The organism is Oribacterium sp. FC2011 (assembly GCF_000701645.1).
Lineage (GTDB): Bacteria > Bacillota > Clostridia > Lachnospirales > Lachnospiraceae > Oribacterium.
This window is the reverse complement of sequence record NZ_JNJM01000001.1, coordinates 213479-235630: the sequence shown is the minus strand read 5'-3', so window position 1 is coordinate 235630 and position 22152 is coordinate 213479. Positions and strand designations below refer to the sequence as shown.

The 22152-nt window shown below is 43.2% G+C and carries 17 protein-coding genes; 13 read left to right on the top strand and 4 right to left on the bottom strand.

Annotated features, from left to right (window positions below; translation table 11 throughout):
* Position 1: 1 nt before the first annotated feature.
* The 9 genes from T357_RS0100995 (at position 2) to T357_RS0100950 (ending at position 11684) form a co-directional block, all read left to right on the top strand.
* Positions 2-874 carry a carbohydrate ABC transporter permease gene (locus T357_RS0100995; protein WP_044915808.1) on the top strand — a complete coding sequence of 291 codons (873 nt, stop codon included), beginning with the start codon at positions 2-4 and terminating at the stop codon, positions 872-874.
* A gap of 10 nt (positions 875-884) precedes the next feature.
* Positions 885-1730: a carbohydrate ABC transporter permease gene (locus T357_RS0100990; protein ID WP_031547704.1), complete on the top strand. Its 846-nt coding sequence runs from the start codon at positions 885-887 to the stop codon at positions 1728-1730.
* A gap of 190 nt (positions 1731-1920) precedes the next feature.
* Positions 1921-2907, top strand: coding sequence for a LacI family DNA-binding transcriptional regulator (locus T357_RS0100985; RefSeq protein ID WP_031547702.1), 987 nt, complete (start codon positions 1921-1923; stop codon positions 2905-2907).
* A 15-nt stretch (positions 2908-2922) separates the two neighbouring features.
* The gene (locus tag T357_RS0100980; protein WP_031547700.1) at positions 2923-4338 is read left to right on the top strand and encodes a glycoside hydrolase family 32 protein; all 1416 of its coding nucleotides are present in this window, start codon (positions 2923-2925) and stop codon (positions 4336-4338) included.
* Positions 4339-4534: 196 nt separating this feature from the next.
* Positions 4535-6040: a bifunctional metallophosphatase/5'-nucleotidase gene (locus T357_RS0100975; RefSeq protein ID WP_031547698.1), complete on the top strand. Its 1506-nt coding sequence runs from the start codon at positions 4535-4537 to the stop codon at positions 6038-6040.
* A gap of 81 nt (positions 6041-6121) precedes the next feature.
* On the top strand, positions 6122-7630 hold the full coding sequence (locus tag T357_RS0100970) for a bifunctional metallophosphatase/5'-nucleotidase (RefSeq protein ID WP_044915731.1): 1509 nt from the start codon (positions 6122-6124) through the stop codon (positions 7628-7630).
* Between the two features lie 429 nt (positions 7631-8059).
* Positions 8060-8605: a DUF4298 domain-containing protein gene (locus T357_RS21630; protein ID WP_242840039.1), complete on the top strand. Its 546-nt coding sequence runs from the start codon at positions 8060-8062 to the stop codon at positions 8603-8605.
* 216 nt (positions 8606-8821) lie between these two features.
* Positions 8822-10009, top strand: a complete 1188-nt coding sequence (locus T357_RS0100955) for an FprA family A-type flavoprotein (RefSeq protein WP_031547692.1) — start codon at positions 8822-8824, stop codon at positions 10007-10009.
* A 94-nt stretch (positions 10010-10103) separates the two neighbouring features.
* Complete coding sequence (locus T357_RS0100950; RefSeq protein WP_031547690.1) at positions 10104-11684, top strand: glucose-6-phosphate isomerase; 1581 nt, start codon at positions 10104-10106, stop codon at positions 11682-11684.
* Between the two features lie 207 nt (positions 11685-11891).
* Here the strand turns inward: T357_RS0100950 and sdaAA are convergent, their stop codons facing one another.
* The 3 genes from sdaAA to T357_RS0100935 all read right to left on the bottom strand — a co-directional run bounded on the left by sdaAA (position 11892) and on the right by T357_RS0100935 (position 15122).
* The gene (gene sdaAA, locus T357_RS0100945; RefSeq protein ID WP_031547688.1) at positions 11892-12770 is read right to left on the bottom strand and encodes an L-serine ammonia-lyase, iron-sulfur-dependent, subunit alpha; all 879 of its coding nucleotides are present in this window, start codon (positions 12768-12770) and stop codon (positions 11892-11894) included.
* 136 nt (positions 12771-12906) lie between these two features.
* Positions 12907-13575, bottom strand: a complete 669-nt coding sequence (gene sdaAB / locus T357_RS0100940) for an L-serine ammonia-lyase, iron-sulfur-dependent subunit beta (protein WP_031547685.1) — start codon at positions 13573-13575, stop codon at positions 12907-12909.
* A 305-nt stretch (positions 13576-13880) separates the two neighbouring features.
* Positions 13881-15122 carry a dicarboxylate/amino acid:cation symporter gene (locus T357_RS0100935; RefSeq protein ID WP_031547683.1) on the bottom strand — a complete coding sequence of 414 codons (1242 nt, stop codon included), beginning with the start codon at positions 15120-15122 and terminating at the stop codon, positions 13881-13883.
* Positions 15123-15458: 336 nt separating this feature from the next.
* On the opposite strand from T357_RS0100935, the gene fliD reads away from it, so the two are divergent.
* Positions 15459-16499, top strand: a complete 1041-nt coding sequence (gene fliD, locus T357_RS0100930; protein ID WP_031547681.1) for a flagellar filament capping protein FliD — start codon at positions 15459-15461, stop codon at positions 16497-16499.
* Between the two features lie 98 nt (positions 16500-16597).
* On the opposite strand, the gene T357_RS0100925 is transcribed toward fliD, so the two are convergent.
* Positions 16598-17305, bottom strand: a complete 708-nt coding sequence (locus tag T357_RS0100925; protein ID WP_031547680.1) for a hypothetical protein — start codon at positions 17303-17305, stop codon at positions 16598-16600.
* A 151-nt stretch (positions 17306-17456) separates the two neighbouring features.
* Between T357_RS0100925 and T357_RS0100920 the strand changes: the two genes are divergently transcribed.
* The 3 genes from T357_RS0100920 to T357_RS0100910 all read left to right on the top strand — a co-directional run bounded on the left by T357_RS0100920 (position 17457) and on the right by T357_RS0100910 (position 22147).
* Positions 17457-19580 carry an ATP-dependent helicase gene (locus T357_RS0100920; RefSeq protein ID WP_242840038.1) on the top strand — a complete coding sequence of 708 codons (2124 nt, stop codon included), beginning with the start codon at positions 17457-17459 and terminating at the stop codon, positions 19578-19580.
* A gap of 109 nt (positions 19581-19689) precedes the next feature.
* On the top strand, positions 19690-21102 hold the full coding sequence (locus T357_RS0100915; RefSeq protein ID WP_031547676.1) for an alanine/glycine:cation symporter family protein: 1413 nt from the start codon (positions 19690-19692) through the stop codon (positions 21100-21102).
* A 124-nt stretch (positions 21103-21226) separates the two neighbouring features.
* Positions 21227-22147 carry a hypothetical protein gene (locus T357_RS0100910; RefSeq protein WP_031547675.1) on the top strand — a complete coding sequence of 307 codons (921 nt, stop codon included), beginning with the start codon at positions 21227-21229 and terminating at the stop codon, positions 22145-22147.
* The last annotated feature ends 5 nt before the right edge of the window (positions 22148-22152 follow it).

Sequence of the window (22152 nt, the reverse complement as noted above, 5' to 3'; positions counted from 1 at the left end):
TATGAAAACGAATAAATCCTCTATTGCCGGTATCACAATGTCTGCTCCGGTAATCATTATGCTTACGGCTTTTTTGATCATTCCCATCATGGGGACAATTTACTTTTCCTTTTTTAAATATCAGGTAATGCGTCCTGATGCAAAAACCTTCAACGGGATAAATAATTACTTAAAGCTGCTTACAGATGAGAATTTCTATATAGCCCTTAAAAATACCGTTTATTTCTCTATTCTGGTTGTTCCTTTCCAGTGTACACTGGCTCTGGTATTAGCTTTGCTGGTACGTTCAAAGATGAAGGGTGTTGCCATATTCAGAACCATGTATTTCAGCCCTCAGGTTACATCAATGGTAGTCATTGCCATCCTTTGGGTTATTCTTTACAACTCCAATGCCAATACCGGTCTTATAAATGCCGCACTTTCCCGCATAGGCCTGGGACCGTTTGATTTCTTAAATAATCCGAAAATAGCAATGAACTCCATCGTCTTCATGTCAGCCTGGCAGGGTGCAGGATATCAGATGATGATCTTCCTTGCGGGACTCAATGCCATCCCATCGGAGCAGTATGAAGCAGCCTCAGTTGACGGGGCAAATCCCGTGGATCAGTTCCTTTACGTGACTCTTCCTGGACTTAAGAACACCATCAAATACGTTCTCATGATAACCATAATCCAGGCTATGAAGCTCTTCACTCAGCCATACATCATGACAAAGGGTGGTCCTCAGAACAAGACCAAGACTATGGTTTACTACATTTACGAACAAGGCTTTCAGAAGGGTAATTTCGGCTATGCCTGCTGCATTGCAGCTATATTCTTTTTCATAGTTGTAATTCTGTCACTGGTGGTTAAAAAGCTGACAAGAACCAAGTAAGGAGTTAAAGATGAAAAGTCAAAAGAACAACAGAATGCTGGCACGTTTTATGTTTTATGCCGGTAATGCCCTGGTAGGTTTAATATTTGTATCACCACTGTTGTGGATGATAGCAGCATCCTTTAAACCTGAGATTGAAATATTCGCGAACATCAACTCCATAACTACTTTTATTCCGCTTCATTTCACCTTGGGAAATTATACCGAAGTTTTCAGCAGACTGAACATTCCTCAGATACTCGGAAATACCTTCGGATATATATTCATCGTGCTTCTGGGAGACCTTTTCTTCGGTTCCATGTGCGGCTATGCCCTTGCAAAATTAAAATTCAAGGGACGGGGACTTTTGCTCACCCTGGTGATTGCGCTAATGTCTATGCCCGTGGAAGCGATACTTCTGCCTTTATACATCGAAATGGCACATTTGGGATGGGTCAATACCATGGCTGGTCTGGCTCTTCCCTTTATGATAAACTGCTTCTCAATCTATATGTTTTACTCATATTTTCTGGATATCCCGGATGCCCTTATAGAAGCTGCGGCAATAGATGGATGCGGACACATCAGAACATATTTCCAGATTGTGATGCCTCTGGCGAAAACTGTTTTTGCAACGGTTTTTATCCTTGATTTTGTAGCAAGATGGAATGACTTCATGTGGCCTTTCCTTATCACAACCGGTGAAGCAAAAAGAACCGTTCAGCTTGCTGTACAGGCCTTCTTCGGAACACAGCCTATTCATTACGGAGCCATCATGGCAGCATTGACACTTGCATCATTACCCATGCTTTTAATATACATTTTCATGCAGAAGTATTATGTTGAAGGTATCGCCGGAACCGGAATTAAGGGATGATTAAAGGAAGGTCTTACGTTATAATCTGATATAATTGTCATGAAGCACGAAAGGACGATTTATCGTCCCGGAAGTGTGGATTGTTAAAGAAAACAGAGTGTCGGAATATATGTTTATTATATCCCGGATGTAATTGATGCAGTTCATGACAACCACTTTGTTTTATGAAATGTTTTATGGAGTCAGTTTAATGGCAGGAATACAGGATGTTGCAAAAAAAGCGGGAGTCGGTATCGGAACCGTTTCCCGTGTATTAAATAAAAACGGCTATGTTTCGGAGGAAACCCGAAAGAAAGTCGAAAAAGCGATTGAGGATCTGAATTATACCCCTAATGAGATTGCCCGAAACCTTATACAGAACAGAACAAATATCATAGCCATAATAGTTCCCGATGTGGCATATCCCTATTTTGCGGAATTGACTTCAGAGATTGAGAAATGTCTCAGGGAGCATGGCTACAAGGCAATGATCTGTAACACCAGCGAAGAGAGATCCAATGAACAGGCGTATCTCGATATGCTGAGCCGCAATATGGTGGACGGCATACTTACAGCAACCCATTCGCTGAATATTGAGAACTATATAAAAACCCATAAACCTATAGTGTCCTTCGATACCATAGAAGTTGATGGGGAGATCCCGGTGATAACAGTGGATCACAAAAGGGGCGGAGAGCTGGCTGCACAGGAGCTTTTGAATGCGGGATGCCGGAAGATACTTCAGTTTCGTAACAGGGAAATGCCGGAGCATTTCACCTTCTTTGACCGTCATGAGGGATTTGAGAAAACTGTAAAAGAGGGCGGTTCTGAATGTATCAATGAATATGTAAACTGGAATGACTTTAACCTGAAGCATTGTGAGAGTGTTATCGAGGAATGCATTAGGAAATATCCTGATGTCGACGGATTTTTTTCAACGGACTCTGCGGTTCTCAGCTACATGAAAATAGCACAGCTTAAAGGTTATAAAATACCGCAGGATATAAAATTTGTGGCTTATGACGGTACCTCTATAGTTTATTCTGCATATCCTACCGTAACGGTTGTTGCTCAGCCCATAAAGGAGCTTGCGTGTTCTGGAGTAGAACTTCTGCTGGATATAATCAACGGAAAGAAACCTGACAAATACCGCATAACACACAAGGTAAAGCTTATAAAGGGAATGACTACATCATGAAAGGAATCAAACACCTTGGATACATTAGATAAAGCACGTGATTATGAAGAGAGACACAGTCGGGAAATAAGCCCTGAGGATCGGCCTGTTTACCACCTGACTGCAAAGGTCGGATGGTTAAATGACCCCAACGGGTTTTCATATTACAAAGGAAAGTATCATCTTTTCTATCAATACAATCCCTACAGCACAAGTTGGGACAGCATGCATTGGGGTCATTGGACTTCCAAAGATCTTATTCACTGGGATTATGAGAAAGCGGCTCTTGCGCCGGATACGGATTATGAAACAGGCTGCTTCTCAGGCAGTGCCATCACGGATAAGGACGGACGGCATCTTCTGATCTATACAGCTCACAACGAGCATGGAAAAGGCGAAGAGCTTTTCCGGGAAGAAACACAGTGCCTTGCTTTCGGTGACGGTGAGAATTACGAAAAATACGAAGCTAATCCGATATTGACGTATAGGGATATGCCTGAAGGAGCATATAAGGCAGATTTCAGAGATCCTAAAATCTGGTTTGAAGACGGAAGGTATTATTGTGTCATAGCCGCAAGATTGAAAAACGGACTGGGTGCAGTTCTTAGATATGAATCCGAAGACATCCTTCATTGGAGATATAAGGATACTCTCAAGGCTAATGACGGAAGCTGGGGAAGAATGTGGGAGTGCCCGGACTATTTCACCCTTGATGGGGAAAAAGTCCTTTCTATCTCTGTCATGAACATGAAAAAGACAGAGGACTGCTACAGAAACGGAAACTGTGTCATGGCTTTCGTAGGAGATTCCGAAAAAGCACAGCCTCTTGATGTCGGTCTCGATTACTATGCGCCACAAAGCATGGAGACAGCTGACGGAAGAAGAATAGTCATCGGCTGGATGCAGACTCCCGATTCCGGAAACTGCATCCCTGAATCACAAAAGTGGTTCGGTCAAATGAGCTTCCCGAGAGAGATGACCGTGAAAAACGGACACATCTTCCAGCAGCCCATAAGGGAGATAGAGACCCTGTATACAGGTACTGTTGAAAGATCGGTTACCGCACCTGATAATACAGTGATCGAAGGCATCTCCGGAAGATGTGTGGATATGACAGCAGGAGCAAAAGATGCATCATATTTCGAAATGAAATTCGTTGTAAAAGATGATATCAACGTAAGCCTCTCCTACGACAAAAAATCAGGATACCTGATCCTTGATCGCAGCAGCAGCGGACGTTCCGCCGCAATCTGCGATTATCGCAAAGTGAAGATAGGAACTTATGATGATTTCAAGCTCCGTCTCCTCCTGGACCGTTACTCCTTCGAAATCTTCATCAACGACGGAGAGCACGTTTTAAGCGGTACTCTCTACGAAACTCCACAGGATGCCGAAGGTATGGTTTTTAGTTCCGACGGAAAGGTTGATGTTAAACTCAATACAATCAGTTAATGCTTAAAAAAGGCGATGGTGAAAACCATTGCTTTTTTTAAATTTCAAGGAAAATAATTCTTTTTTAAGATTCGTTCCACGTATACTAATGGTATAATTTAATTATTATGAGCGAAAAAATGGAAGAATCAGTAAGGTAAAAAGGGTTATCAGACCGATCGGCCGGTCTTGAAGCTTAAGGGAAACAGGAGGTTTTATGAGTAATTTGAAGAAATTGACATTATTGCATTCAAACGACATGCATGGTGATTTTCTTGCTGAGCATGTGGATGAGAATCTGGTTGGCGGAGTATCCATGCTGTCAGGCTATCTCAGCAAGGTTCGTCAGGAAGAGAAAAATGTTCTCTACTGTATTGCCGGAGATATGTTCAGAGGTTCCATCATAGATTCGGAGTATCTGGGACTGTCCACCATACAGATCATGAATATGCTGGCTCCTGACATAGTAACCCTCGGAAATCATGAGGTTGATTACGGAATTGCCCATCTCTTATTTCTTGAAAAATGCGCAGAGTTCCCTATTATAAATGCAAATCTTCATGTCAAGACCAATAACACCAGGCTTTTTGATCCCTGCAAGGTGATCGAAGTGGGAGGCATGAAGGTGCTCTTTATAGGTATACTTACAGAGGCGGTATTAAACGATTGTAAGAAAGATGGTCTCATCGGTACCTTCATAACCGTAGAAGAAGCGGCTCAGGAGGTTGGAAGGATCTGTAATACTTACAATGCCCTGGATGTAGACTTTACTGTACTGCTGACTCATATAGGATTTGAGGAAGATAAGAAGCTGGCAGAGATTCTGGATCCCACATGGGGTGTAGATGTTATCATAGGCGGACATTCCCATACTTTTTTGGATGAGCCTGCCGTGGTTAACGGAATACCTATAGTTCAGGCGGGCACAGGAACAGACCAGATCGGACGTTTTGATATCATGGTTGATACTGATGAAAATAAGATAGACAGCTTCACATGGAAGCCAGTTGCCATTAATTCTGATAATTGTCCGAGAGATGAAGCCCTGGAGGTTTTCATAAAAAACTATAAGGATCAGACTGACGCTAAATATGGCCGTGTACTGACAAAGTTAACAAGAGAGCTTACCAACCCGTCCCGTTATATGGAAACAGAAGTAGGAAACCTTTTTGCAGATATACTTCAGTCATCTCTTGGTGTAGACCTTTTCCTTATCGGATCCGGTTCTATACGTACTAAAAAGCTTGGACCTGTTGTAACTAAGGGAGACCTGATGGAAACCTTCCCTTATGATGACCAGGTGATACTTACCTACTGGACCGGAAAACAGCTTAAGCATGGTATCATGCGAATGCTGAGAGACGAAGCATTCTTTGGTGAGCATACAGAGTTTTATCAGGTTTCAAGGGATCTTTCCATAGAGTACGATATGGTGACTCACTCATTCTTAAAGTTTGACTATGAGGGAAAACCTGTTGAGGATGATCAGATATTCACCATAGGTTTACAGGAATATCACTTCAATAACCTTAAGGACTCCTTCGACCTGGAGATTTCGGAGATTGATGAAAATCACAGACATCGTTCTATCGCAACTTCCTGTGCCCAGGTTATAGAGGAGATCCTTCAGATGGGTCAGCACCAGGATGCAAAGGTTGAGGGAAGACTTAACCTTCATTTAACAGAGGAAGCAAAACAGGCATTGATTGAAAAGGGAAGATAAAGAAAACGAAGTAAATGAGGGATATGTCATCAGCCTATATAATGATTTGTGGGCTGATGTTCTGAGTAAGGAAGGGAATTTATGAAGAATTTGAAAAAATTAACATTATTGCATTCAAACGACATGCATGGAGATTTCCTCGCAGAGCAAGTGGACGAGAACCTGGTTGGAGGAGTTTCCATGCTGTCAGGATATATCAGCAAGGTACGAAACGAGGAGGAGAATGTTCTCTACTGCATCGCAGGAGACATGTTCAGAGGTTCAGTCATTGACTCGGAGTATCACGGTTTGTCAACCATACAGATCATGAATATGCTTTCCCCTGATGTAGTAACCCTGGGAAATCATGAGGTAGACTACGGAGTTGCACACCTTCTTTTTCTGGAAAAATGTGCAGAATTTCCCATCATTAATGCAAACCTTCATATCAAGACTAATCATGCGAGACTCTTTGAGCCGTGCAAGGTACTGGAAGTTGGCGGTATGAAGATTCTGTTCATCGGAATACTTACTGAGGTTGCCCTCATGCAGTGTAAGTCGGATCAGCTCATCGGTACTTTTATCACCCTTGAGGATGCGGCAGAGGAAATCGGAAAAATCTGTGATTCTTACAATGCCATAGACATTGACTTTACAGTTCTGCTGACTCATATAGGTTTCGAGGAGGACAAAAAACTTGCAGAGATGCTGGATCCGGCATGGGGTGTAGACGTTATAATAGGCGGTCATTCTCATACTTTCCTTAAGGAACCGGCTATGGTCAATGGAATTCCTATCGTTCAGGCCGGAACAGGTACTGATCAAATCGGACGCTTTGACATCCTGGTTGATACCGATGAAAACAAGATTGACAGCTTCACATGGAGGCCAATCCCCATCAATGAAAAAACCTGCCCGAGAGATCCGGATATCGAAGGACTGATACTTAATTACAAGAATGCAACGGATGAAAAATATGGACGTATCCTTACAAAGTTTGTAAAGAAACTTACCCATCCATCGAGAATTCAGGAGACGGAGCTTGGGGATCTTTATTCGGATATTTTGAAGGATGCCCTGGGACTTGATATCTTCCTTCTGGGTTCCGGATCCATCCGTACCGAGGAATTGGGACCTGTTGTTACCAAGGGTGATTTTGATGAGAATTATCCATACAACAAGCCAATCCATGCTACCTACTGGACCGGAAAGCAGCTGAAGTATGGACTTCTAAGGATGCTGAGAGACGAGGCCCTTGAGGGAGAACATACCGAATTTTATCAGCTTTCAAGAGGGCTTGAAGTCGAGTACGACCAGAAGACCCACTCATTCCTTAAATTCAATTTTGAAGGTGAGCCTATAGATGAGGAACGGATCTTTACTGTGGGACTTGAGGAATTCCATTTCAGAAACACTCTTGACGGCTTTGATTTAAGTATAGAAGATCTTGAGAAGAATCATGCTTCCAGAGAGGTTGCAACCGGAAGTGCAAAGATACTTGAAGAGTACCTGCAAAAAGGTCAGCACCAGAATGCAAAAGGCACCGGAAGACTGATAATACATTTAAATGACGGCACCACCACCGGAGCCGCTGAACAGGTAAGTGAATAATAGCCCACCGGTTTAACCACCGGGGACGGTTCCAATGCCATTTAGATAATGGGACCCCCCCTTGCCAAATTATATCTATTTAGATCAGAGGTGAAATACCCTCTGATTTTTTATGCCTTAAATACAGCCCCTTTTTGTATAAGAAATATTCAATCCGGTGGATTATCAGGAAAATCCACAGGTTCTCCCCGGAGGTCTGTTACCTTTTCTACTCTCCTGGCTTCTTCATTTACCATGTCCTCGTATCCTGTCAGTGCAGCGAACGGAGCAAACTGAGCGGCACGATCATATAGATAAAGTTTATCTTATAAAAAAAGAATCCCGGTTTTGTGATATTATTAATAAAGATGCATTTGACCGGAATACAATCGAATAATAAGTGCTTAACAGGTTAATTTCCCGGATGGAGAAAATGAGGGGATTATGGCTATGAACAAACAAAATATGGCTAACGGACAGCTCTCACAGGTGGATAAGACATACAGTCAGTTAAAGACTTCAGAGAAGGAAAAGATAGGTAACTGGATGTATGAGGCATACAAGAAACAGGCAGAAGAGAAACTATCCGATGATGAAGCCCTTCAATATGTCTTTGGAAAAATCGAAGCAGAACAGATACTGATTCCTTACACAGAGATAGAAAAGAAGTACAGTGAAAAGAAAAAGCAGTACAGGGATCGTCTTGCAGCCGAGAATATTCCAAAGCACCTTTATGAGATGGAAGATATTCTTGACAGGGCGATACAGAGGATGGACGCCCTTGAAAAGAAGATGGCAGAGTATGAAGAATTTCAGACTGAGATTCAGGTACTGGAAAAGTATTATACAAGCCGACAGTGGAAGGATGACTACGCCATGGATGAAAAGGGTAAGCTTCCCGAGAGACTGAAACGGGGGATTCTTTCAGAGGACGGCATCTATAATATGCTGGAGCGCAATAAGGAACTGTTGGCAAGAATAAAGGAAAAACAATAAGGATAGTTTATATTTGTCTGAACCATATAACCTCAGGAGGTTAAAAATACTGTAAAAAAAGTGAATTACAGTTGATTAAAATAATGTCCAATAAGTTTTTCATGGTTTATAATGGTGGTTAGATATGACTAAAAATTGGCAGTTGGGATGGTGCCTTACAAGAATTTAATTTGGTAGTATGCATCCCTGAAAAAAATTTACTTAGGAGGAATCGTTATGTATAACGTGAGAGAAGTGCAGAAGAATATATGGTGGTTGGGGGCTTCTGACAGAAGGCTGGAGCTTTTTGAAAATGTTTATCCCGTGCCGGAAGGCATGTCCTATAACAATTATGTAATTCTTGACGACAAAACCTGTCTTATGGATGGAATAGATGATGCTGTTTCACGTCAGTTCCTGGATAATCTCGACCATGTCCTCGCAGGCAGAACCCTTGATTACATGGTAGTTCAGCATATGGAGCCGGATCATTGTTCCTGTATACCGGAACTCCTTTTGAGATACCCTGAGATGAAGATCGTGGCATCTCAGAAAGCCATACAGATGATCGACCAGTTCTATCACATCAAAGTTGACGGCATCGCAGTAAAGGAAAAGGATACACTTGAACTTGGCCATCATACACTTAATTTCTTCACGGCACCTATGGTTCACTGGCCGGAGGTTATCGTGACTTTCGAAGCTGCTACAGGGACACTGTTCTCGGCAGATGCTTTCGGAGCCTTCGGAGCCATGAGCGGAAACATTTTTGCCGATGAAGTGGACTGGGATCAGGACTGGAAGTCTGAAGCCAGAAGATATTATGTCAATATCGTAGGAAAATACGGTGTTCAGACCAATGCACTTCTTAAGAAGGCTGCAGCCCTTGATATCAAGATGATCCTCCCTCTCCACGGACATCTCTGGAGAAGCGATTTCGGAAAGATAATTGAGCTCTATACAAAGTGGGCAACCTACACTCCTGAGAAGAATTCAGTAGCTATTTTCTATGGTTCCGTTTATGGAAATACTGCCAATGCTGCCGATATTCTCGCTATGGATCTTGCGGAGCTCGGGGTTAAGGATGTAAAGGTATTTGATGTTTCAAAAACACATTATTCATACCTTCTTTCCACAGCATTTGAGTATTCAACACTTGTATTTGCAAGTGCAACCTACAATGCAGAGATATTTGATCATATGCACACCTTCCTTACAGACATTAAGAACCATAATCTGTCCGGAAGAAAGGTTGGACTCATCGAAAACGGAAGCTGGGCATCGATGGCAGGGAAGAAGATGACAGAGATCCTTGGCACCATGAAGGACATGACCATCCTGGAGCCTTCCGTTAAGCTGACATCCTCTGTGGATGATGCATCCAGGGCACAGCTGAAGGAACTTGCAACAGCACTTGCGAAATGACCAAATAAAAGCGATAATGTAGCTGTTGGATTTTTTATAAAAAAACCAGACAAATTTAATCCATGAAGGTACATGGTTAAGGAGGAATCTGAACATGACAAACTGGAACAATCTTGATACTTTAAAGTCTTATCAGGAACTTAAAAATGTTAAGCACATTGATCTTGTGGAGGCTATGTCCGGTGCAAAGGGTGCTGAGAGAGTCGGCAAGTATTCTGTACCGATGGCAGCAGGTCTTACTTACAATTATGCTTCCAAAGAGGTTGATGACGATGTATTAAAGGCTCTCGCAGCCCTTGCTGATGAGGCCCAGCTTACCGAAAAGTATCAGGCTCTTTATGAGGGAGAAGTTATCAATACAGGCGAGAAGAGAATGGTTCTTCATCAGCTCACCAGAGGTCAGCTTGGAAAAGACGTTGTTGCAGACGGAGTAAACAAGCGTGAGTTTTATGTTAACGAGCAGAAGAGAATCGCTGAGTTTGCAAACAAGGTGCATTCAGGTGAAATTGCCAATGCAAAAGGCGAGAAGTTTACAACAGTAGTTCAGATCGGTATCGGCGGAAGTGATCTTGGTCCCCGCGCTATGTACCTCGCACTTGAGAACTGGGCAAAGAAGCACAACACCTTCAAGATGGAAGCTAAGTTCATCAGCAACGTTGATCCTGATGATGCAACAGCTGTACTTAATTCCATTGATGTTGCTCATTCACTTTTCATTCTGGTTTCAAAGTCAGGAACAACACTTGAGACACTTACAAACCAGTCCTTCGTTATGGATGCACTTAAGAAGGCCGGCCTTGATGCTTCAAAGCACATGATCGCTGTTACTTCAGAGACATCACCGCTTGCTCACAGTGATGATTTCATTACAGCCTTCTACATGGATGACTATATCGGCGGACGTTACTCCAGTACCTCCGGAGTAGGCGGAGCAGTTCTTTCACTTGCTTTCGGACCTGAAGTATTCGCAGACTTTCTTGATGGTGCGGCAGCAGAAGACAAGCTCTCAACAAACAAGGATGCTTTAAAGAATCCAGCAATGCTTGATGCACTTATCGGCTTCTATGAGAGAAACGTACTTGGATACCCTTGCACAGCGGTTCTTCCATACTCTCAGGCACTGAGCCGTTTCCCTGCACACCTTCAGCAGCTTGACATGGAGTCTAACGGTAAGAGCGTTAACCGTTTCGGTGAGCCTATCGATTATGTAACAGGTCCTGTTATCTTCGGTGAGCCGGGAACAAACGGACAGCACAGCTTCTATCAGCTTCTTCACCAGGGAACAGATATCGTACCTCTTCAGTTTATCGGATTCCGCAACAACCAGTGCGAGAATGACGTAGATATCCAGGGCAGCACCAGCCAGCAGAAGCTTTGTGCCAATGTTGCAGCCCAGATCGTAGCATTTGCATGCGGAAAGTCTGACGAGAACAAGAACAAGAACTTCCAGGGCGGCCGTCCATCAAGTATCATCATCGGAGATCAGCTTGATCCTAAGGCTCTCGGTGCACTTCTTGCTCACTTCGAGAACAAGGTAATGTTCCAGGGATTTATCTGGAATATCAACAGCTTTGACCAGGAAGGCGTTCAGCTTGGAAAGACCCTTGCAAAGAAGGTTCTTGCCCACGAGACAGAGGGCGCACTTGCAGAGTACAGCAAGCTTTTGAATATCTGATATTAGTGCTACAGGTCTTTTTCCACGTGTTCATGATCAAGAGCGGGATATAGATTTAATAAGACTCGTTGACATTATTTATGAAAAAGTCGGACAGGAACGGAAGCTTTCCGTTTTTGTTCGACTTTTTATATCTTTACGAAGAAGTTTTCATAGGGTAAAAAAAGAGCAGGAGATAAAAATCTCCTGCCCGATATAATCATTCTGTTATTCACCGAAAACCTGCGCCCGGTATTTCTTTCCTGTGGGAGTAGCTGCAAGTCCGCCGGTGGCGGTTTCTTTCAGGTCTCTTGACATTGCATCTCCAACCTCGCGCATGGCATCGATACACTCGTCTGCAGGTATCTTTGCTTCGATTCCCGCAAGAGCCATATCCGCAGAAGAGAAGGCAATGACAACACCGGAAGCATTTCTCTTGATACACGGTATCTCGACGAGACCGGCTACGGGATCACATACCAGACCTTCCTGGTTTACGATGGCGATGGCGAGAGCGTCGGCGCACATCTGAGGTGTTCCGCCCATGAGCTCAACAAGAGCTGCCGCTGCCATTCCTGAGGCACTGCCGCACTCTGCCTGACAACCGCCCTGTGCACCTGCGATGGAAGCCTTCTGGGCAATGATCATACCGAAGGCCGCTGCTGTGAAAATAGACATTACTATATCTTTCTTTGGCATCTGCCTTTCTTTATATGCTGTGATAAGACAACCCGGAAGTATTCCGCAGCTTCCGGCAGTAGGAGTTGCCACGATCTTACCCATGGCAGCGTTGCAATTGGAAACCGCAAGGGCACGGGATACGGCCCTTGACATCGGCTTACCCATGAGACCGCCGTCCTTTTCGGCATACTTCTTCATGAGATATCCTTCGTCTCCGGTGAGCCCGGAGGTTGATCTGCGCCCTTCCTGTTCTCCCCATTCTGCGGATTCGCACATGGTGTCGAAGCATTTTTCCATCTGTTCGAAAAGCTCATCTTCGGACTTGCCCATTTTCTTTGCCTGGTCTTTGATGCAGATATCACTGATGCGGCATTTGTTCTGAACTGCCAGGTCCACCAGCTCTTTTACTGAATTATATGTAAGCATTAAATATCTCCTCTGTGAAACGCGTTTTATATTGCTGTTTATTTCTGACGTGCAGATTTAATCGGTTCCTTGATAAGGTGCATCCTTTTGCTGTTTAATCTTAAATTTGGTGTAGGCCTATCGATTATCTGACATTTTAAATCGCGTGAATAAGTAATGCATTATCGATATTATCCATTTTTTTGAGGTCTGCTATCAGCTGCTCAGGAGGGAGTTCATCCAGCTCAAGAGTCATAAGGGCATCACCGCCCGGTTCCTTCCGGCTTAAGTGGAAACCGCTGATGTTAAGGTCACCGTAACGCCAGTACATAAGATTTGTAACATTGGCGATGACACCGGGTTTATCCTGATGGAGAACAAACAGAGTGTTGTTTTCCCCGCTGAAACTTACTTCCATGCCGTCTATATTGTCTATTCTAATGTTTCCGCCTCCGATGCTGGCACCTTCGACCACACCGGTTTTTCCACTTGCACAGGTGAAGGAAATTCTCGCGGTATTGGGATGAGCTCCCGGAATATCTTCAGCTATGAACTCATATTTAAGTCCACGCTCATTTGCTATATCCATGGCATTTCTGATCTCTTCAGACCAGCTCTTGTAGCCCATGATGCCTGCAAGGATGGCTCTGTCTGTGCCATGACCCTTATAGGTACGGGCAAATGAACCTGATAACTGGATTTTAACTTCTGTAAGGGTATCATTATCAACTATTTTGTTGACCACTGCGCCGATTCGGCAGGCACCCGCAGTGTGTGAACTGGAAGGACCGATCATAATGGGTCCTATGATGTTGAAAATATTCATTTTTATCCGATAACTTTCTTTAATATACTTGAGACTATTCTGCGTAGCTCTACAGAAATTCCTTTAAAAAGATAAATCAGTGTTCCCGTTATTAAGGAAACACTGATTTTAGTTTGCGCGATATGGTCTTCAAGCGAATATTTATATTCATTTGAAGGCCAACGTGACATCGAGTAGGGGTGCCTTCTTCCCCTACTCGATTATCGCATAGCCGCCGAAGGGTAAATATCATAAAATGCTGATTGGCACTTAGTTATCAGCGAACACCGATGGACGGTTTGCATGGGAACAGAGTTCCAGGTTTTTTAAACTGTCTTGGCGGTAGCCGGTTCAGCCTTAGCCTCAGCATCCTTTAAGATGAACTTCTTATAGATCTGATCAACCACAACGCCGATGGCATTATCACCTGAAACGTTGCATGCTGTTCCGAAAGAATCCTGTGTGATGTAAAGAGCTACCATAAGTGCACAGATAGGACCGTTAGGGTCACCTGCAGTTGTTCCGAATACCATGTAAAGGAATGGAAGAGCAGTCATGATAGATCCGCCCGGAGCTCCCGGTGAAGCAACCATTGCTACGCCAAGGGTCATGATGAAAGGAATAACTGTTGCAAGGCTGATAGGAAGATCATTCATGAGACATACTGCTGTAGCGCAGGCTGTGATGGTAATCATGGATCCGCACATATGGATGTTGGCACAAAGAGGTACAACGAAGTTTCTGATCTGAGAGCAAACGCCGTCAGCTTTTGCACACTCAAGGTTTACAGGGATGGTTGCAGCTGAAGACTGTGTTCCGATAGCTGTTGTATAACCCGGAATCTGGTTCTTAATAAGTGTTAACGGATTCTTGTGAGCAATACTTCCTGCAAGTGTGAACTGCATAAAAATATAAATAAGGTGCATAGCTATAACTACCACAAACACCTTCCAAAGAATGCTGAGGATAGTAAATGTCTTGCCTGAGTATGTAAGGTCTACAAAGGTACCGCAGATGTAAAGCGGAAGAAGAGGGATGATAGCTGTGTGAAGAACAGAATCAATAATAGCTGAAAAATCCTTCATTCCGTTGTAAAGAGAAGTACCGATGGTCTTACCGCGAAGAGTTGACATGCAGAGACCAAGGATAAAAGCAAGCACAACTGCTGACAGTGTATCGATGACTGCCGGAAGTGAAATAGTGAAGTAGGAACCTACACTTACATCAGCTGTTGCCTGGATCTTCTCAAGAGCATCAGGAGTCATGAAGTGAGGGAAAAGTGTGTCGGAAACTATGAATGAGAGGCTTCCGGCAATGAGTGTACTTGAATATGCAATAAGTACTGTGACTACAAGGAGCTTTCCTGCACCCTGTGAAAGATCTGCGATACCCATAGTAACGTAGGCAAGGATCATGAGAGGAATGACGAATTTCAGGAAAACACTGAAGTTAGTTGATAATGTAACTACAAGTTTGCAGAACCATAATGGTGTAAACTGTCCGATCAAAATACCCAGAATGATTGCAATGATGAGCTTTGGAACAAGCCCTAATTTGAATTGTTTCATAGTAAAATCCCCTTTAAACTATCCGTGAATTTATCACATAAATTTCGACTCAGTAATGAGAAGACGTGCACCTTTCTTCTCATTCGTTTGGTGTATAGCTATAATAACTCCGTAGAATACATTTGTTAAATTTATAGAATTAAATTTATATATAAACGAAATTTATGTATAAAATGCCGATGAAAAATAAAAAATTATTTTCATGTCGCCGATTTTTGCGGGTTGTGTTATCATAAAAGTAGGAAAGTCTGTAATGATACAGACGAATAGTTCGTGATCGGAACACTGCAGTACATAAGGATATGTACTGATAATATTGATGAAAGGAGGCAAAAGATGTCAATAAGTGCTTTAGGCGGTGTAAGTTCTTTTGATTTTTACAATTCCTCAAGCATACAAAGCATGTATGATCTGATGAGATACCAGTACAGTATCAATTCATCACTTGCTTCGAGAAATGCATCCAGGGTTTCGTCTTATCTTGGAACTCAGGGCTTGAGTACATCTACCTCCGGTGTCGATAATACCACGGCTTTTCTCAGCCTTTACAAAAGTGACCTGACGGGTATGGAGAAGGCGGCTGACAGGCTTAGCTACTACAAACCGGGAAATGTCTTCTCTGAGTTTACGCTTGGATCCTCAGACGAAGGTGTTGCAGAGATATCCACAAAGTCTCTCAGTAGGGCAAAGGAATTTACAGTTGATGTTCAGAATCTGGCAACAGATACTGAACCGGCGAGGTATTCCATTACCGAGAATGGCAAAACGACCCAATATACCTCAAAGTCCAATACTATCAGCTTAAGTAATGCTGATGCGACTATGACTCTGAAGGGTACGGGAACAACCAGTATTTACACCGGTGTCGATGAAGACAACATTGTGTCCGCCATGAAGGATATGGTGAAAAAGTATAACGATACCATGGAGACACTTTCTGTAGGTAAGAGTCTGGGCAGCGGCGTTTACAGTCAGATTTCGGATATGTCAAAGAAGATTTCCAACGGAACGGTTCTTAGTATGGTTGGATTGTCCTATGACAAGAACGGTAATCTGAGTCTGGATGAGGCCAGACTGAAATCTGCTCTTGAAAACGATTATGATACTACCCGCGAAATAATCGGAGGTCAGTATGGAATCGCAACAAATCTGAGTCAGAAAGCCGATGAAGCATTATCGAAGTCCGTAACCAGTATTATGGGCAGAAGCCTGCTTGGTAATGAAACCGGTCTTCTCGGAAGTGGCGGAAGTATCTTTGGTCAGTCAGCAGACCTTGGACAGGATTATCTGAATTTGATGTTTGATTATTCAAAGAAGACACCTTACGCTTATAACAATCTCTATGCTGTAGGGTCTATGCTGAATCTTCTTGGATGATCATGTTCATGTACGCGAAACAGCGCCGGGGCAAAAGCTTCGGCGCTGTTTTTATATGGAAGTCCACAGGGATTTTTGATCAGTGGAGTCATGCCTGATTATTTTTTAAAAATATCTTTGATTTGATCTAAAAGTGATTTTTTAGGTGGATTTATAATATCTTCTGTACGGGCTTCAATAAGAGAACCCATGGTAGAATTTGCAGCTTTAACTTCATTCACTACTGCTGACAGAACAACGGGGTACTCTCCGGAAGTTTTGTCATACATCCAGATGTCGGTAGGAACAACGGTTCTTCTGAATGACACAAAACTGGGATTATCTATTCTCACCTCCCAGGTTTCATCCGCACCGGCGAAATTCACAACTATCTGCAGACTCTTTTCTTTCTCGTTTTCCGATTTTACGGTGAAATTAACAAACGGAGTTACATAATCTGCCCGCATTGCATCGGCATCAACAGCGTACTTTGGTGTGTAGGCACTGTATTTGTCTTCGGAACTCTTCATAAGATAACCATATGTAGACCACACATTTGTGTTTTTATTTTTGTTGCAAATGGTGATGGTTTTTTTCTTATGACTTGGCTGGTACAGTACGCCCAGAGTGTCATCAAGATAAAGATAGGAAGTTCCCGAAGTGTCATCCATTCTCATAACCAGAGGATTGCTGATCCTGTCCTGCATGATGGCATGGAGTTCTGCCTCAAGAGATTCGTATTCCGGTTCTTTTTTGCCGCAGCCGGTAAATAGGAGAAACATACATATGATTATAGCGGCTACATAAATGGATTTATATTTTGACATCGGTGATACCTCTCTGACTTGTAGAAAATGCAAATTTTGGGGCATATTCCCTGCATTTTCCAGGTTGAAGAAACTAACGTTTCTATATTATCATTCGTCCAAAAACTTTTATTCATAAGAGTATCGGATACCTTTAGCTTGAGATTCCTGTGTGTCGTATGTTATATTCTGTCCTATGAATTTTTACGATTACATTATGGAACATGATATACGACTTACTGAGCAGCAGCGTGCCGCGGTTAATGCCGTCGATGGTGCGGTGCTGCTTCTTGCTGTGCCCGGATCCGGTAAGACAACAGTTCTTGTCGCGAGACTCGGGTACATGATTTATGTGAAGCATATAGATCCGGGCAGTATACTTACACTTACCTATACTGTTGCGGCGACAAGGGATATGGCGGAGAGATTCAGAAGTCTTTTTGGAGATAAATATACGGAGAGTCTTGAGTTCAGGACCATCAACGGAGTATGTGCCAGAATCATTAACTTTTATGGTAGACGTATCGGGAAGCAGGCATTTACACTGGTCACTGATGAAAAAATTACCACAGAAATGCTTGGCCGGATATTTCAGCAGGTGGAGAAGACTTATGCAACTGAAAGCGACCTTAAGACTGTAAGAACGCTTATTACCTATATCAAAAACATGATGCTGGACAAGGAGGAGATTAAGAGTCTCGATGAAACAGAAGACATAAAGATTTCCGCAATTTATACAATGTATCAGGAGGAAATGCGTAGCCGGGGACTTATGGATTATGATGACCAGATGGTCTATGCCCTTATGATCCTTAAACGAAGTCCGGAGACACTTTCATATATACAGGAAAAATATAAATACATATGTGTTGACGAGGCTCAGGATACTTCTAAAATACAGCATGCCATCATTGGCCTGATTGCATCAGGAAAAGGAAATATTTTCATGGTGGGGGATGAGGATCAGAGCATTTACGGTTTCAGAGCGGCTTATCCTGAAGCACTTCTCAATTTTGAAAAGGAACATCCGGGAGCCAGGGTGCTTCTGATGGAAGAGAATTTCAGATCCAAAAAGCAGATAGTCTATAAGGCGCAGCACTTCATTTCCCAAAATGTTCTGAGACACGAAAAGAGCATGTTTACTCACAGGTCTGCGGGTGGAGATTTCAGAACAATAAGTCTTAAGAGCAGGAATGCGGGATACAGTTACCTTTTGAAGGTTGCATCTGATTGTAAGGTTGAAACAGCGGTTCTTTATAGGGACAATGAAAGTGCGCTTCCGCTTGTGGATCTCCTTGAAAGAAATGGAGTGCCCTACAGAATCAAAAACATGGATCTGAGTTTCTTTACCCACAGAACGATAATAGATATATCAAACATTATCAGATTTTCTCTGGACCCCATGGATACAGAGCTTTTTCTTCAGATTTATTATAAAATGAAAACTTATCTGTCAAAGGCTCTTGCAGAGCAGGCTTGTTACGAGAGCAGAAAGCATAAACTTCCTGTGATAGATGCGGCCCTCAGATATTGTAATCTTCCCAAAGGAACGGAGAGCAGTCTTCAGGAGCTGAAGGACCATTTAAAGAATCTTCCAAAGGATAAGGCGGATCAGGCTGTCGGGCGCATAACGAGGCAGATGGGTTACAACAACTATCTTGAGCGAAATAAGATGAACGAAGGCAAAATAGCGATTCTCAGGAGTCTTTCGTATCAGGAAAACAGTCCAAATGGACTTCTCGAAAGGTTAGACGCATTACACCTGCTTCTTCAGGATAAGGATAATGATCCGGCCTGTAAGTTTGTGCTTTCCACTATTCACAGCAGTAAGGGACTCGAATATGACACCGTTTACCTGATGGACGTAATGGATGGGGTGTTCCCTCAGGAGGTTCCGGATATTGCCTGGAAGAGTAGTTCTCTAAGGAAGTCTGCAAGCGGTGATGATCTTCAGGAACTTGAAACCTTTGAGGAGGAACGCAGACTATTCTACGTGGGAATTACCAGGGCGAAAAATGCGCTTTATCTTTTCGAGTATAAAAATGAGGATACTACCTTTATTAATGAACTCCTGGACAGAGGTATCGACCCGGATAAAAGAAGTAAAGCCGGTTCAGCAAGAGCTTTTTCCGGTGGGTACTTTTCCGGCGGTAATTATCTTAAGGATAATGTTTACGGTTCAAATCATACCGACGGGATTTATGGGGGCAATAGAGCATCTGGAAATTTTGCACCTAAAGTAAAGCTATACGGTGGAAGAGACTTTGCAGGCAAAAAAATTTATAAAGAGCATTAAAACTGTTTAACGGAATACTCACAGACTTTACACTGTTACACTTTGACTTCCTAAAGCGCCGGTGTATAATGTTAGAGGTCAAATAACGTAAAGGAATGGGTATCATAAAATGCAGTTATTTCAATTTGTCTACAATTTTCTTTGGGGAGATCTGGTAAAGATCCCGCTTCCGGGAGGATCTTCTCTCGGTCTGTCGCTGCTGGTTATTCTGCTTATACCTGCAGGTATTTACTGCATGGTCATCACCGGATTTCTGCCCATAAGGCTGTTTCCCGAGATGATCAGAGTATCGATGGAGAAAAACGTTGATAAAGATAAAAAGGGCGGTGTATCCGGTCTAGAGGCGCTTATAGTTTCTACTGCCACACGTGTTGGTATGGGAAATCTCGTGGGAGTGGTTGCGGCTGTTTCCGCCGGTGGCGCCGGAGCTATCTTCTGGATGTGGCTCGCTGCCATTATTGGTTCTGCCACTGCATTTGTTGAGGCAACCCTTGCCCAGATATATAAGGAGGAGGATCCGCTTTACGGCGGATACAGAGGCGGTCCTGCCTATTATATTCATCATATGCTTGCGGGTAAAAAGAAGAAGAGTGTAGTTGCTGTTCTTTTTGCCCTTTCGGCACTTCTCTGCTGGTGCGGCATAAGTCAGGTTGTGGGAAACTCAGTTTCTTCTGCTCTTGATAATGCTTTCCACGTGCCTCCTCTGGCTACCGCAGTGGTTCTCTGCATACCGGGAGCATTTATAGTTTTAAGGAAGAATGTTACTGTCAAGGTTCTGAACATTATCGTTCCCATCATGGCGGGATTTTATATCTTCCTTACACTTTTTGCCATCATCAATAATATTTCAGAGCTTCCCGGGGTTTTCAGCCGTATATTTACTGAAGCCTTCGGATTGAGACAGGCTCTGGCAGGCGGTTTCGGAGCAGTTCTTATGAACGGTGTAAAGAGAGGGCTTTTCTCCAATGAGGCAGGTTCCGGTTCTGCGCCCTGTGCAGCAGCAAGTGCGGATGTGGATCATCCTGTAAAGTCGGGACTTCTCCAGGCTCTTGGCGTATTTATCGATACCATCATCATATGCAGCTGCACTGCTTTCGTGATCCTTCTGGTTCCGGAGAACATCACAAGTGGACTTAACGGTATGGATCTTCTTCAGGAAGCCATGAGATATCATTTTGGTAATGCCGGTGTGGTTTTCATCGCTGTTACTCTTTGGCTGTTCTGCTTCTCCACATTTTTGGGAATACTTTTCTATGCCCGTTCAAATGTGGCTTATGTTTTTGGTGATAACTGGACTTCACAGACCATATATAAGGCGATTGCTCTTGTAAATCTTTTCATCGGATGTCTTGCGGCCTATACATTTGTATGGGATCTCGGAGATGTAGGCATTGGCCTTATGACCGTCTTCAATATGATTGCGCTTATACCGATGTCAAAGCACGCTGTCAGGGCGCTCAGGGATTACGAAGAAAAGAAGAGTCTTGAAGTTGCAGAACAGCCACAGAGGGCAGCCGGTTAACCGGGTCGCTTCGACAAAAATAAAGAATAATTACAATGGGCAGCCTTGCGAGGCTGCCTTATTTGTATTTCGAAAAAATCCGGTTGCCTCTCGCTTTTTTTAAAAATTCCGCTACAATATAGCAATGAGTGTTTTTCAAAGTATTAAAGATGAGTTTAGGATTCCGGGGGCATTTGAGAACTGGAGTTTTTACAGGAAGAGTCTTACGGATATAGTTCTCTGCGTAGAAAAAAATCCGGAAGAAGGATATCCAAAAGGAAACGATCCTGACAATAAGCGTTCCGGCAGTATCGCGATTCTCGGAGCCGGGCCTTGCAATGATATAGATCTGGGAAGAATCAGTCAGAGATTTAAAAGCATTGATCTATTTGATGTGGATGAAGATGGGCTCGGGGTAGCTGTAAGAAGATATGGACTTGAGCGTACATCGGGAGTTGGCGCGATAAACGTGAGCCTGACGGGTATTACCGAGGCAGCAACGGAAAGTTTTTTTAATAGGCTTTATATGTATCTGGTTGAAAATGGAAGGACGGTTACGGAGGAAGATTTCATTAACAGATCCATATCCGAGCTTAGGCTGCTGGAAGAGAAGCTATACAAAAGTGTAAAAGATTTTTCAGAGATACTTCCAAAGGGCAAGTATGATCTTATAGTTGCGGCAGGGCTTCACAGTCAACTCTGGAGTATACTGTCATACAGCTGGCATGTTCTTGCCGGTAATGTTTCCGAGCAGATACTTGGCGGCAGACCCATAGATCCTGAACCCTTTCACGATCATATAAAAGAACTGGATGATGCTTTCGTGCCGGTTCTTAATGAAGCTATATTGGAATCTGCAAAACAGCGGGTGGTTCTCGCTTCGGAGTATGATCCTCAAAATCCGGTTGAAGGTGCCTGGCAATGTATAAAAGATGTACGTGAGAGGTATACTTCAGAAACCATTGAACTCAGGGAAACTACTCTCAGGTGGCCATTTTTTCCGGAACAGAAAAAGGAATACACCATGCTGGTCCAGGACATTGCAAAATTAAGTAGTTATACATAATGGGA